12 protein-coding genes are annotated in these 13,522 nt (G+C 66.5%); 8 read left to right on the top strand and 4 right to left on the bottom strand.

Annotation, left to right across the window (positions count from 1 at the left end):
* Window positions 1–83: 83 nt before the first annotated feature.
* The 4 genes from D477_RS10630 to sdhC form a co-directional block, all read right to left on the bottom strand.
* Window positions 84–866 (bottom strand): succinate dehydrogenase iron-sulfur subunit, encoded by a 783-nt coding sequence (locus D477_RS10630; RefSeq protein ID WP_005269040.1) that lies wholly within the window; start codon window positions 864–866, stop codon window positions 84–86.
* Window positions 866–2,653, bottom strand: coding sequence for a succinate dehydrogenase flavoprotein subunit (gene sdhA, locus D477_RS10625; RefSeq protein ID WP_005269039.1), 1,788 nt, complete (start codon window positions 2,651–2,653; stop codon window positions 866–868). Before sdhA ends, D477_RS10630 begins: the two co-directional genes overlap by 1 nt.
* A 79-nt stretch (window positions 2,654–2,732) precedes the next feature.
* Window positions 2,733–3,203 carry a succinate dehydrogenase hydrophobic membrane anchor subunit gene (locus D477_RS10620; protein WP_005269038.1) on the bottom strand — a complete coding sequence of 157 codons (471 nt, stop codon included), beginning with the start codon at window positions 3,201–3,203 and terminating at the stop codon, window positions 2,733–2,735.
* A gap of 2 nt (window positions 3,204–3,205) precedes the next feature.
* A complete protein-coding gene (gene sdhC, locus D477_RS10615; RefSeq protein ID WP_005269037.1) occupies window positions 3,206–3,589 on the bottom strand; it encodes a succinate dehydrogenase, cytochrome b556 subunit in 384 nt (127 codons plus the stop codon).
* A gap of 331 nt (window positions 3,590–3,920) precedes the next feature.
* Between sdhC and D477_RS10610 the strand changes: the two genes are divergently transcribed.
* The 8 genes from D477_RS10610 to D477_RS10575 all read left to right on the top strand — a co-directional run.
* Window positions 3,921–5,066, top strand: a complete 1,146-nt coding sequence (locus D477_RS10610; protein ID WP_005269036.1) for a mannose-1-phosphate guanylyltransferase — start codon at window positions 3,921–3,923, stop codon at window positions 5,064–5,066.
* A gap of 112 nt (window positions 5,067–5,178) precedes the next feature.
* The gene (locus D477_RS10605; protein ID WP_237740765.1) at window positions 5,179–6,354 is read left to right on the top strand and encodes an amidohydrolase; all 1,176 of its coding nucleotides are present in this window, start codon (window positions 5,179–5,181) and stop codon (window positions 6,352–6,354) included.
* Window positions 6,355–6,509: 155 nt separating this feature from the next.
* The gene (locus D477_RS10600) at window positions 6,510–7,625 is read left to right on the top strand and encodes a BMP family lipoprotein (protein ID WP_237740762.1); all 1,116 of its coding nucleotides are present in this window, start codon (window positions 6,510–6,512) and stop codon (window positions 7,623–7,625) included.
* Window positions 7,626–7,784: 159 nt separating this feature from the next.
* Complete coding sequence (locus D477_RS10595; RefSeq protein ID WP_005269033.1) at window positions 7,785–9,341, top strand: ABC transporter ATP-binding protein; 1,557 nt, start codon at window positions 7,785–7,787, stop codon at window positions 9,339–9,341.
* On the top strand, window positions 9,338–10,693 hold the full coding sequence (locus tag D477_RS10590) for an ABC transporter permease (RefSeq protein ID WP_005269032.1): 1,356 nt from the start codon (window positions 9,338–9,340) through the stop codon (window positions 10,691–10,693). Before D477_RS10595 ends, D477_RS10590 begins: the two co-directional genes overlap by 4 nt.
* Window positions 10,690–11,979 carry an ABC transporter permease gene (locus tag D477_RS10585; RefSeq protein WP_005269031.1) on the top strand — a complete coding sequence of 430 codons (1,290 nt, stop codon included), beginning with the start codon at window positions 10,690–10,692 and terminating at the stop codon, window positions 11,977–11,979. The genes D477_RS10590 and D477_RS10585 overlap by 4 nt, the downstream gene beginning before the upstream one ends.
* A gap of 15 nt (window positions 11,980–11,994) precedes the next feature.
* Window positions 11,995–12,402: a cytidine deaminase gene (locus tag D477_RS10580; RefSeq protein WP_005269030.1), complete on the top strand. Its 408-nt coding sequence runs from the start codon at window positions 11,995–11,997 to the stop codon at window positions 12,400–12,402.
* Window positions 12,403–12,448: 46 nt separating this feature from the next.
* A partial coding sequence (locus D477_RS10575) for a thymidine phosphorylase (RefSeq protein WP_043846558.1) occupies window positions 12,449–13,522 on the top strand: 1,074 nt, incomplete at its 3' end.

The raw sequence follows: 13,522 nt of genomic DNA, 5'->3' as shown, positions 1-13,522 counted from the left end.
GCTCCGAAGAGCCGGCACCTAAGCGGAATCAGCGGAAGGCCGGTCCGGTTGGACCTGCCTGGTCCGGTCAGACCTGGCGCAGGTCAGATCTTGCGGCTGAGCACCGCCTGCTTGACCTCGGCAATGGCCTTGGTGACCTGGATGCCACGCGGGCAGGCCTCGGTGCAGTTGAAGGTGGTGCGGCAGCGCCACACGCCTTCCTTGTCGTTGAGGATCTCCAGGCGCATGTCGCCGGCATCGTCGCGCGAGTCGAAGATGAAGCGGTGCGCGTTGACGATCGCCGCCGGGCCGAAGTACTGTCCATCGGTCCAGAAGACCGGGCAGGACGAGGTGCAGGCTGCGCAGAGGATGCACTTGGTCGTGTCGTCGAAGCGCTCCCGGTCCTCCACGGACTGCAGGCGTTCGCGGGTCGGCTCGTGCCCGGAGTTGATCAGGAACGGCATGATCTCGCGGTAGGACTGGAAGAACGGTTCCATGTCCACGATCAGGTCCTTCTCCACCGGCAGGCCCTTGATCGGCTCGACCGTGATGGGTTTGGAGGTGTCCAGGTCCTTCAGCAGGGTCTTGCAGGCCAGGCGGTTGCGGCCGTTGATGCGCATGGCATCGGAGCCGCACACGCCATGGGCGCAGGAGCGGCGGAAGGAGACGGAGCCGTCATGCTCCCACTTGACCTTGTGCAGGGCATCCAGCACGCGGTCCGTGCCGTACATGGTCAGCTTGAACTCGTCCCAGCGGGCCTCTTCGGAGAACTCCGGGTCGTAGCGGCGGACCTTGAGCGTGATGTCGAAGCTGGGAATCTCCCCGCCGCCACCGACGCCGGGGGCGAGATCGACCTTGGATGCAGGTTCCACAGTTTCAGCGGTCATTAGTACTTCCTCACCATCGGTTCGTAGCGCGTGAAGACCACGGGCTTGGTCTCCAGGCGGATGCCGGCGACGGACTCGGACGTGGCCGAGTCATCCTTGTAAGCCATCGAGTGCTTCATGAAGTTCGCGTCGTCGCGGTCCGGGAAGTCCTCCCGGAAGTGGCCGCCGCGGGATTCCTGGCGGTGCAGCGCCGCTACGGTCATGACCTGGGCCATGTCCAGCAGGAAGCCGAGCTCGACCGCTTCCAGCAGGTCCAGGTTGAAGCGCTTGCCCTTGTCCTGGACGCCGATGTTCTTGTAGCGCTCGCGCAGCGAGGCGATCACGTTCAGGGTTTCGGTCAGGGTCTGTTCGGTGCGGAACACCTGGACGTTGGCGTCCATGGTGTCCTGCAGTTCCTTGCGCAGCTGGGCGACGCGCTCGGTGCCGCTGGCGTTGCGTACACCCTCGATCAGTTCGATGGTGAAGTTGTCCGCGTTCTCCGGAACCTCCACGAACTGGGCGGTCTTGGCGTACTCAGCGGCGGCAATGCCGGCGCGCTTGCCGAAGACGTTGATGTCCAGCAGCGAGTTGGTGCCCAGGCGGTTGGAGCCGTGGACGGAAACACAGGCTACCTCGCCGGCGGCGTACAGGCCGGGCACCACGGTGTCGTTGTCCTGCAGCACTTCGGCCTTGATGTTCGTCGGGATGCCGCCCATCGCGTAGTGCGCGGTCGGGAACACCGGCACCGGCTCGGTGTACGGTTCGACACCCAGGTACGTCCGGGCGAACTCGGTGATGTCCGGCAGCTTGGCGTCGATGTGCGCCGGCTCCAGGTGGGTCAGGTCGAGCAGCACGTAGTCCTTGTTCGGACCGCAGCCGCGGCCTTCGCGGACCTCGTTGGCCATCGAGCGGGCCACGATGTCACGGGGCGCCAGATCCTTAATGGTCGGGGCGTAGCGCTCCATGAACCGCTCGCCCTCGGAGTTGCGCAGGATCGCGCCCTCGCCACGGGCGGCTTCGGAGAGCAGGATGCCCAGGCCGGCCAGGCCGGTCGGGTGGAACTGGAAGAACTCCATGTCCTCCAGCGGCAGGCCGCGGCGGAACGCGATGCCCATGCCGTCGCCGGTCAGGGTGTGGGCGTTCGAGGTGGTCTTGAAGACCTTGCCCACGCCGCCGGAGGCGAAGACCACGGACTTGGCCTGGAAGACATGGATCTCGCCGCTGGCCAGGTCATAGCTAACGACGCCGGCAACGCGCTTCTGCTTGTACGGCGTACCATCCTCGCGGGTTGCGTCTTCGTCCACCAGCAGCAGGTCCAGGACGTAGTACTCGTTGTAGAACTCGACGTTGTGCTTGACGCAGTTTTGGTACAGCGTCTGCAGGATCATGTGGCCGGTGCGGTCGGCGGCGTAGCAGGCCCGGCGCACCGGGGACTTGCCGTGGTCGCGGGTGTGGCCGCCGAAGCGGCGCTGGTCGATCTTGCCTTCCGGCGTACGGTTGAACGGCAGGCCCATCTTTTCCAGGTCCAGCACGGCGTCGATGGCTTCCTTGGCCATGACCTCGGCCGCATCCTGGTCAACCAGGTAGTCGCCGCCCTTGACGGTGTCGAAGGTGTGCCACTCCCAGTTGTCCTCTTCGACGTTGGCCAGGGCCGCGCACATGCCGCCCTGCGCAGCGCCGGTGTGGGAACGGGTGGGGTACAGCTTGGTCAGTACTGCGGTTCGCGCGCGCTGGCCGGATTCGATGGCGGCGCGCATACCGGCGCCACCGGCACCGACGATGACGACGTCGTACTTATGGACCTGCATACTGGATGCTCTTTCTGTTGAAACTAGGGGTACTTCTCAAGGAAGCGGGCGCTGCGTCCGGCAGCGCCCGCTTATGCCCTTACGGTGCCGGGCAGAAGGCCGGCAGCAGTTCGGCTGCCGCGTTCGGCGGGCACGGATCGAAGGTGAAGATCACCAGGGTTCCGAGGACGATGATGACGGCGGTCGCGGCGTAGAGCACGGCCTTGAGCCAGAACCGCGTGCCGTCCTTCTCCGCGTAGTCGTTGATGATGGTGCGGACGCCGTTGGTGCCGTGAAGCATCGCCAGCCAGAGCATGGCCAGGTCCCAGACCTGCCAGAACGGATCGGCCCACTTGCCGGCGACGAAGCCGAAGTCGATGGCGTGCACGCCTTCGCCGACCATCAGGTTGACGAACAGGTGGCCGAAGACGAGGACGACCAGCACCAGGCCGGAGACGCGCATGAACAGCCAGGCGAACATCTCGAAGCTGCCCCGGCTGCGGCCGTGGCGGGTGTACTCAGGGGCGACGCGGCCGGAACGGGGTGCCTGGATTTCAGTAGTAGCTGCCATGATTAGTGACCCCCGGTGAAGGCGAGCGTGAGGTGGCGGATAAGGAACGGAACCATGACGACCACCCACAGTCCGACAACGCCCCAGAGCAGCTGGGCCTGGTACTTCGGGCCCTTCTTCCAGAAGTCCACGAGGATGACGCGGAGGCCGTTGAATGCGTGGAAGACGATCGCGGCGACGAGGCCGGCTTCCAGGATCGCCATGATCGGGTTCTTGTAGGTGTTGATCACAACGTTGTATGCCTCAGGAGATACGCGCACCAGAGCGGTGTCCAACACGTGTACTAAGAGGAAGAAAAAAATTGCGACGCCGGTTACGCGGTGTCCCACCCAAGACCACATGCCTTCCCGGCCGCGGTAGAGGGTCCCTGCTGGTGTCTTCGACACTGAATTAACCTCCCTGCATCGCAACGGCGCCAGCGTGTGCCACGCAGATTTACGCCAGTGCGAGAGTGCTCTTTGTTCAGATCTAATCTAGGCTTCGCCCAGAGCTTATTCAATTTGGGAACTTTCCGTGTGAGCTTTATAACAAGCACGACGGCGGTGCGCCGGGGACCAGCGCAAAGACGGGGTTTTCGGCCCTATTTACGCAACTTAAATGTGAGCTAATATCGGCGGAAAGGCGCCTTCGTCCCCGGTGCGGATTTGCCGCCATAATGACGCAAATCAATCGTGCGGATGAGTCCGCTTGGCCTCGTGCTGGTTTACCTTGGATGAGATGACTACTGACAAGCCCCTGGGCCCGAACCCGGTTGAAGACGATGTGCTGGAGCGGTTTTACGGCGTGATTCCGGCCGGCGGGGTCGGTACGCGGCTGTGGCCCTTGTCGCGGGCGGCGGCGCCGAAGTTCCTGCATGATCTGACCGGGTCGGGCAGCACGCTGATCCGGGCCACGTATGCGCGGCTGGAGCCGTTGTGCGACGGGCGGACGATGGTGGTCACAGGGGCGGTGCACCGCAAGCCGGTGCTGGCGCAGCTGCCGGAGCTGGGGAAGGCGAACCTGGTGCTGGAACCGGAGCCGAAGGACTCGGCCGCGGCGATCGGCCTGGCCGCGGCGATCCTGTACCACCGGGACCCGGGCATCATCATGGGCTCCTTCGCCGCGGACCAGGTGATCAACCCGGTCGAGCAGTTCCAGGACGCGGTCCGCGCGGCGGTGCACACCGCGGCCGAGGGCTACATCGTCACCATCGGGATCAGGCCGACGCACCCGTCGACCGGGTTCGGGTACATCCGGTCCTCCGGAAACCTGGGCATCGACTGCGCGCCGACGGCCGAGGGCGTGGCGGAGTTCGTGGAGAAGCCGGACCAGGCGGCGGCCGAGGCGTACCTGGCCTCGGGGGAGTACCACTGGAACGCGGGCATGTTCGTCGCGCCGGTGGACCTGCTGCTGAAGCACCTGGAAACCAACGAACCGCAGCTCTACACCGGGCTGATGGAGATCGCCGCGGCCTGGGACACCCCGAAGCGGCGCGAGGTCATGAAACGCATCTGGCCGGGCCTGCCGAAGACCGCGATCGACTACGCGGTCGCCGAACCGGCCGCCGCGGCCGGGGACGTGGCCATGGTCCCGGGCGAGTTCTCCTGGGATGACGTCGGGGACTTCGCCGCGATCGGCCGGCTCAACGCCGCATCCGAGACGAACAACCTCACTGTCCTCGGCGAGGGCGCGCGCGTGTACGCGGAAAAGGCCACGGGCATGGTCGTCTCCGACACCAAACGCGTGATCGCGCTGATCGGCATCGATGACGTCGTCGTCGTTGACACCCCGGACGCGCTGCTGGTGACCACCAAGGAACACGCCCAGCAGGTCAAAAAGGCCGTCGAGCACCTCCGCGCCAGCGGCGACACCGACGTCCTCTGACCCGGCGGGCTGGTCCCTGTTCGCCCGGAACATTTCCGCTGCGGGACAGGCAGCGGACGCGGGCACTGGGTACAGTTTGTCTGTGCAGACAATTACGGAGACTTCGGACAGCATTCCCCGAATCGGCGTGTGGGCCGCACCGTTCGTGGACGGCCTGCGGCACTTCCGGCGGGACCTCCACCAGCATCCGGAACTGTCGCACAAAGAGTTCAAGACCACGGCGAAGCTGCTCGAGCGCCTGCGCGACGCCGGGCTGGATCCGGTCCCGCTGGAAGGCACCGGCCTCTACGTGGATATTGGCGAGGGCCCTATCGCGATCGGCCTGCGGGCGGATATCGACGCACTGCCGATCATGGAGGAAACCGGGCTCGAGTACGCCTCCGTCAACCAGGGCATCAGCCACGCCTGCGGGCACGACATCCATACCACCGTCATGCTGGGCGTCGCGCTGGTGCTGTGCAAGCTGAATGAAGAAGGCCAGCTGGGCGGCCGGGTCCGGGTGATTTTCCAGCCGGCCGAAGAGACCATGCCCGGCGGTGCGCTGGCGGTCATCGAGCAGGGCGTGCTGGAAGGGATACCGCGGATCCTGGCGCTGCACTGCGATCCGCGCGTCGACGTCGGCCAGGTCGGCACCCGGATCGGCGCGATCACCTCGGCCTCGGACACCATCAGGATCGAGCTGACCGGCCGCGGCGGCCACACCTCCCGGCCGCACCTGACCGAGGACCTCGTGTTCGCCTTGGCGGAGATCGCGGTGAACGTCCCCGGCGTGCTCAGCCGGCGGATCGATGTCCGCAGCGCCGTCTCGGTGGTCTGGGGGCAGATCCGCGCCGGTGCCGCCCCGAACGCGATTCCGGCCCACGGCTTCATGGCCGGCACCATGCGCTGCCTGGACGGCGAAGCCTGGCATGCGGCAGGTGAACTCCTTGATGAGGTGGTCAAGCAGGTAGCTGCTCCGTTCGGCGTCGAGGTCAAGCTCGAACACATCCGCGGGGTGCCGCCGGTCGTGAACACGGAGCGGGAGACCGGCCTGCTTGAGGCCGCAGCCCGGCTGGAGCTCGGCGGCGGGGCCGTCACGCTGACGCCACAGTCCATGGGCGGCGAGGACTTTGCCTGGATGACGCAGCTGGTGCCCGGGGCGATGATGCGGCTGGGCACCCGCACTCCCGGCGGCGAGACGTTCGACCTGCACCGCGGCGATTATGCACCGGACGAGCATGCGATCGGCGTCGGCGTGCGCGTCATGGCAGCGGCCGCAGTGCTGGCCTGCCACGGCAAGGAGTACTGAGCGGCGCCCAGCTACCGGAAAGTAACAAGTTTTCAACAATGTCAGCCAATCGGGATGGATTCGTTACACTCGCTCCTCCCGGCGATTAGGGTGGACTCGTAGCCGCCGCCTGCAGGATCCGGTGCGCGGAGCATCACTTGTTTTCTGGAGGAACATTGAAGAAATCACTGCGCGCCATGAAGCGCAGCACCGGCCTGTCCGCCGCTGTGCTCGGCGCTTCCGCCCTCGTCCTCGCCGGTTGCGGCGCACCGCCCGAGGAAGGCGGGAGCAGCGCCGCTCCTGAAGAATCCGATTACATGGGCTGCATCGTTTCCGACTCCGGCGGCTTCGATGACCGCTCCTTCAACCAGTCCAGCTATGAGGGCCTGAAGGCCGCCGAAGCGGACCTGGGGATCCAGATCCAGCAGGCCGAATCCCAGGCCGAGACCGACTTCACTCCGAACGTGGACAGCATGGTCCAGTCCGGCTGCGACCTGGTCCTGACCGTCGGGTTCCTGCTGGGCGACGTGACCAAGGAAGCCGCGGCGGCCAACCCGGACACCAACTTCGCGATCGTCGACTACCAGGACCCGGAGTTCACCGACAACGTCAAGCCGATCGTCTACGACACCGCGCAGGCTGCCTTCATGGCCGGCTACCTGGCCGCCGGGGTCTCCGAGACCGGCAAGGTAGCCACCTACGGCGGCCTGAACATCCCCACCGTCACCATCTTCATGGACGGCTTTGCGGACGGCGTGGCCTACTACAACGAGCAGAAGGGCGAGAACGTCGAACTGCTGGGCTGGAACAAGGAGTCGCAGAACGGCACCTTCAACGGCGGCTTCGAGAACCAGGGCAAGGGCAAGACCGACACCCAGAACTTCATCAACGAGGGTGCGGACGTCATCATGCCGGTGGCCGGACCGGTTGGCCTGGGCACCATGGACGCGGTCATCGAAGCCAACGCGGACCGTCCCGCCGAAGAGCAGGTCAAGGTCATCTGGGTCGACTCCGACGGCTACGAGACCACAGGCAAGGGCGAAGAGTACATCCTGACCTCGGTCATGAAGCTCATGGGCCAGGCCGTGGAAGAGGTCATCGCCAGCGACGTCGAGGGCAACTTCTCCGGCGAGCCGTACATCGGCACCCTGGAGAACGGCGGCGTGGCCCTGGCTCCGTTCCACGACCTCGATGCCTCCGTGCCGGATGAACTGAAGACCGAGCTCGAGGAAATCAAGGCCAGCATCATTTCGGGCGAGATCAAGGTCGAGTCCGAGGCCAGCCCCAAGTAGCCACACAGCAACGGCACCGCCGTCCGCTGCCTCGGATTTCCCGGCAGCTGGCGGCGGTCCGTGCTGTTCAGCGCTTTTGCGGTCTAGGCTGGGGGCAGCTTGACCATGTTCGCCCAACAACAGCTGTTGAAGCAGACTTAAGAACGGGTTGGTTCGGTTGTGAAACTTGAACTGCAGGGAATTACCAAACGGTTTGGCTCGCTGGTAGCCAATGACCACATCGACCTGGTGGTTGAGCCGGGGCAGGTGCACAGCCTGCTGGGCGAGAACGGCGCCGGGAAATCCACATTGATGAACGTCCTTTATGGACTCTACGAGCCGACCGAGGGCCGCATCCTGGTTAACGGCGAACCGGTGTCCTTCAACGGGCCGGGAGACGCCATGGCCGCCGGGATCGGCATGGTCCACCAGCACTTCATGCTCGTGCCGGTCTTCACCGTTGCCGAAAACGTCGCCCTCGGCAACGAAGCGACCAAGGCCGGCGGCATGCTGAACCTCAACCAGACGCGCGCCAAGATCAAGCAGATTTCGGACCAGTACGGGTTCGACGTCGACCCGGACGCCGTCATCGAGGACCTCCCCGTCGGCGTCCAGCAGCGGGTCGAAATCATCAAGGCCCTGGTGCGCGACGCAGAAGTGCTGATCCTGGACGAACCCACGGCCGTCCTGACCCCCAAGGAAACCGATGAGCTGCTGGCGATCATCGCGCAGCTGAAATCGGACGGCAAGTCCATTGTCTTCATCTCGCACAAGCTGCGGGAGGTCAAACAGGTTTCAGACATCATCACGGTTATCCGCCGCGGCAAGGTGGTCGGCGACGCGGACCCCATGGCCTCCACGACGGAGCTGGCCTCCATGATGGTCGGCCGCGCCGTCAGCCTGACCCTGGACAAGGCACCCGCGCAGCCGGGGGAGGCCACCTTCCGCATCGAGGACCTGACGGTGCATGCGCCCAACGGCCAACGGGTCGTGGACGGCCTGAGCCTGGAGATCCGCCGCGGCGAGATCCTCGCCGTCGCCGGCGTCCAAGGCAACGGCCAGACCGAACTCACCGAAGCGATCCTCGGCCTGCAGGACCACACCGCCGGATCGATCACGCTGGAAGGCCAGGAGCTCCTGGGCCGCAGCGTGAAGGACATCATCCGCGCCGGCGTCGGCTTCGTCCCGGAAGACCGCAGCGTGGAAGGCCTGGTCGGCCCGTTCTCGGTGGCTGAGAACCTCATCCTGAACCGCTATGACCAGCCGCCCTTCGCCAAGGGGCTCGCGATGAAGCCGTCGCTCATTGAGCAGAACGCGCAGGAGAAAATCGGCGAATTCGACGTCCGGACCCAGTCGGCCCATGCCGCCGCGGGTACGCTCTCCGGCGGCAACCAGCAGAAGGTCGTCATGGCCCGCGAGCTGTCCCGGCCGCTGAAGCTCTTCATCGCCTCCCAGCCGACCCGCGGCGTCGATGTCGGGTCCATCGAGTTCCTGCACAAGCGCATTGTCGCCGAGCGCGACGGCGGTACTCCGGTCATGATCGTCTCCACCGAACTGGACGAGGTGCTTGAACTGGCCGACCGCATTGCCGTGCTGTACCGGGGCCGGCTGATGGGGATCGTCCCCGGCAAGACCTCACGCGACGCCCTCGGGCTCATGATGGCCGGCATGCCGGCCGAGGAGGCGCTGGGCCATGAAGAGCAACTCGGTACGGATCGCGAAAGCGGGGAGCAATGAGCAACGAGCAGAAGCACGAACGGCAGCTCAGCCGCAGCGCAGCGCACGGTGACGAAGTCCGGCTCGAGGCCGCGGCCGAACTGGGCGATGGGACCCAGGCCCCGCCGGCGGTCCCGGCCGGCGCCCAGAGCGGCGAGCTGCGCCCGGAACTGCGCGAGTCGCAGACCGTGCTGCAGAAGATCATGACCGGCAACGCCCTCGTCGCGGTGCTGGCGGTGATCATGTCCCTCTTCCTCGGCGGACTGCTCATCGCCTTCACCGACGAACGCGTGGCCAACTCGGCCTCCTACTTCTTCGCCCGGCCCTCGGACATGCTCGGCGCCGCGTGGACTGCCGCCTCGGATGCCTACCTCGCGCTCTTCCAAGGCTCCGTCTTCAACTGGGAGGGCGAGAGCTTCAGCCGGATGGTCTATCCGCTGACCCAGACCCTGACCGTGGCCACGCCGCTGATCTGCGCGGGCCTCGGCGTCGCGCTGGCGTTCCGCGCCGGCCTGTTCAACATCGGCGCGCAGGGCCAGATCATCATTGGCGCCACGCTCGCGGCCTGGGTCGGCTTCAGCTGGCACCTGCCCGTCGGCCTGCACCTGCTGCTGGTCATCATCGCCGGCATCATCGGCGGCGCCCTCTGGGCCGGCATTGTCGGCCTGCTCAAGGCCAAGACCGGCGCGCACGAAGTCATCCTGACCATCATGCTCAACTACGTCGCGCTGAACCTGGTGCTCTACCTGTTGACCACGCCTGCCTTCCAGCGCCCGGGATCGTCCAACCCGATCAGCCCGCAGCTGGACGAAACCGCACGCTATCCGCTGCTCTTCGGCGAAGGCTTCCGGCTGCACTGGGGTTTCATCGTGGCGATCCTTGCCACGGTCCTCGTCTGGTGGCTGCTGAACCGCTCCACCATTGGATTCGAACTGCGCGCCGTGGGAGCGAATCCGACGGCGGCCCGTACCGCGGGCATTAGCGTCACCAAGGGCTACGTGACGGTCATGGTCATCGCCGGTGCGCTGGCCGGGCTGGCCGGCGTGGCCCAGGTGGCGGGCACCGAAGGCGTGCTGACCTCCGGCGTCGCCGCCAGCTTCGGGTTCGACGCCATTACCGTGGCCCTGCTGGGACGTTCCACGCCGTGGGGCACCTTCGCCGCCGGTCTGCTCTTCGGAGCGTTCCGCGCCGGCGGCGTGACCATGCAGACGGCAACCGGCACGAGCATCGACATCGTGCTGGTGGTCCAGTCGCTGATCGTGCTCTTCATCGCCGCGCCGCCGCTGGTCCGTTCGGTCTTCCGGCTGCCTGAGCCCGGCGCCCTCCGCGGCCGCCGGAACCGCAAGCCCGCTACCGCTGGAGGTGCAGCATGAGCGCGGCAACCTTGACCGCTCCCGAGGCTGGCAGCAGCACGGTCTCCGAGGTGCGCAACTGGAAGACGCCGGTGATGCTGGCCGTGCTGGCTGTGGCCGCGCTGCTGGTCTTCGCCATCGGTGCGCCATCGAACAACGTCACGTTCCGCCTGACCGCCGAGAGCGATCCGATCGTGCTCCCGGCCATTGTGGTCTCCGCGCCGGTGACCGGCTGGATCTGCGCCGTGGTCCTGCTGGCTGCCGCCGCCTGGTCCTTCCTCAGGGTCCGGGCCGGGCGGCCGGTACCGGGCTGGCTGCTCGCCGTTTTCGCGGTCTTCTTCGTCGCCGGGTTCCTCACCTGGGTGGTCGGCAGCGCCCGGACGCCCAACCTGGCGCTGTACGGGCTGCTCGCCGGCTCGGTCACCCTGGCCGTCCCGCTGATCTTCGGCTCCCTCTCCGGCGTGCTCTGCGAGCGCTCCGGCGTCATTAACATCGCCATCGAGGGCCAGCTGCTCTTCGGCGCCTTCGCAGCGGCCATCGCCGGCTCGCTCTCCGGCAGCGCCTTCGTTGGCCTGCTGGCGGCTGTCATCGCCGGTGTGATGGTTTCGGCCGTGCTGGCCGTCTTCAGCATCAAGTACATCGTCAACCAGGTCATTGTCGGCGTCGTGCTCAATGTCCTGGTCTCCGGCCTGACCGGGTTCCTCTTCTCCACGGTGATGAGCGCCGACTCCGCTACCTGGAACTCTCCGCCGCGGCTGGCGCCGATCTCGATCCCGGTGCTCTCCGACATCCCGGTGATCGGCCCGATCCTCTTCGAGCAGTCGATCGTGGGCTACCTGATGTACATCGCGGTGGCGGTCATCTACGTCGGCCTTTACCACACCAAGTGGGGCCTGCGGACCCGGGCCGTCGGCGAACATCCCAAGGCCGCCGACACCGTGGGCGTCAAGGTGAACCGCACGCGCTTCACCAACGTGCTGCTGGCCGGTGCCGTGGCCGGCCTGGGCGGTGCCTTCTTCACGCTGGTGCTGGTATCCAGCTTCGGCCGCGACATGACCGCCGGCCAGGGCTACATCGCCCTCGCCGCGCTGATCTTCGGCCGGTGGAATCCGCTGGGCGCGTTCTTCGCCGCGCTGCTGTTCGGCTTCGCCACCAACCTGCAGTCCGTGCTCAGCTTCCTCGGCACGCCGGTGCCGAACCAGTTCCTGGCCATGCTGCCGTACGTGGTGACGATCTTCGCGGTCGCCGGGCTGGTCGGCAAATCCCGGGCACCGGCCTCCAACGGCATTCCGTACATCAAGGGCTAGGCAGGAGGCCTGCGCGTGGAAGAGACCGCACCCAACCCGACCGTGGACTGGGACGTGCTGCTGCAGGCGGCGCGCGAGGCGATGGAGCGGGCCTACGTGCCCTATTCGAAATATCCGGTGGGAGCCGCGGCGCTGACCGAGGACGGCCGGATCGTCGCCGGCTGCAACGTGGAAAACGCCTCCTACGGGTTGACGCTGTGCGCCGAATGCTCGCTGGTCAGCCAGCTGCATATGACCGGCGGCGGACGGCTGGCCGCCTTCAGCTGCGTCGACGGCGAGGGCAACGTGCTGATGCCCTGCGGGCGCTGCCGCCAGCTGCTCTACGAATTCCGCGCCCCAGGCATGGTGCTGCTGACCGTTTCGGGCGTGCGGACCATGGACGAAGTGCTGCCCGATGCCTTCGGCCCGGAGAACCTGGCCTGACCGAGCCGCCCGACCCTGCACAGCCGCCCGACACTGCACGTAAAGGATGGAAGCCCCCGTGACCGAGAACTTCGACGCCGTCGACATCATCCGCACCAAGCGGGACAAGGGCACCTTGAGCCCCGAGCAGATCGACTGGACCATCGACGCCTACACCCGCGGCGTGATCGCCGACGAGCAGATGGCCGCGCTGAACATGGCCATCCTGCTCAACGGGATGGACCGCGCGGAGATTTCGCGGTGGACGACGGCGATGATCGCCTCCGGGGAGCGGATGGACTTTTCGTCGCTGGGCAAAGCGACGGCGGACAAGCATTCCACCGGGGGAGTGGGCGACAAGATCACGCTGCCGCTCGCACCGCTCGTGGCGGTCTTCGGCGTGGCGGTGCCGCAGCTGTCCGGCCGCGGGCTCGGCCACACCGGCGGCACCCTGGACAAGCTGGAGTCCATTCCGGGCTGGCGGGCAGCGCTCAGCAATGACGAAATGCTGGCCCAGCTCGCGGACCTCGGCGCGGTCATCTGCGCCGCCGGCGAAGGGCTGGCGCCGGCCGACAAGAAGCTCTATGCGCTGCGCGATGTCACCGGCACGGTGGAGGCCATCCCGCTGATCGCCTCGTCCATCATGAGCAAGAAGATCGCAGAAGGCACCGGCGCCCTCGTGCTCGACGTCAAGGTCGGCTCCGGCGCCTTCATGAAGGACGAGGACAGCGCCCGCGAGCTGGCTGAAACCATGGTCGCCCTGGGCCAGGATGCCGGCGTCAACACGGTGGCCCTGCTGACCAACATGGCCACCCCGCTCGGCCTGGCCGCAGGAAACGCCATCGAAGTGGAAGAGTCCGTGGAGGTGCTGGCCGGCGGCGGCCCCGAGGATGTGGTGGAACTGACCGTCCGGCTCGCCGAGGAAATGCTGGAGGCCGCCGGCGTCGCGGATGCGGACCCGGCCGCGGCACTGAAGGACGGACGTGCCATGGACGTCTGGAACCGCATGATCGCCGCCCAGGGCGGAGACCCGAAGGCGCCGCTGCCGAAGGCGAAGCACCAGGACGTCGTCTACGCGCCGGCGGACGGCGTGCTGCTGGAACTGGACGCCTTGGCCGTCGGCGTCGCCGCCTGGCGCCTC

Origin of the sequence: Arthrobacter crystallopoietes BAB-32, from assembly GCF_000328305.2 — a bacterium.
Classification (GTDB): Bacteria; Actinomycetota; Actinomycetes; order Actinomycetales; family Micrococcaceae; genus Crystallibacter; species Crystallibacter crystallopoietes_A.
Note: the sequence above shows the minus strand (reverse complement) of the source record. Positions and strands in the feature narration are given on the sequence as shown.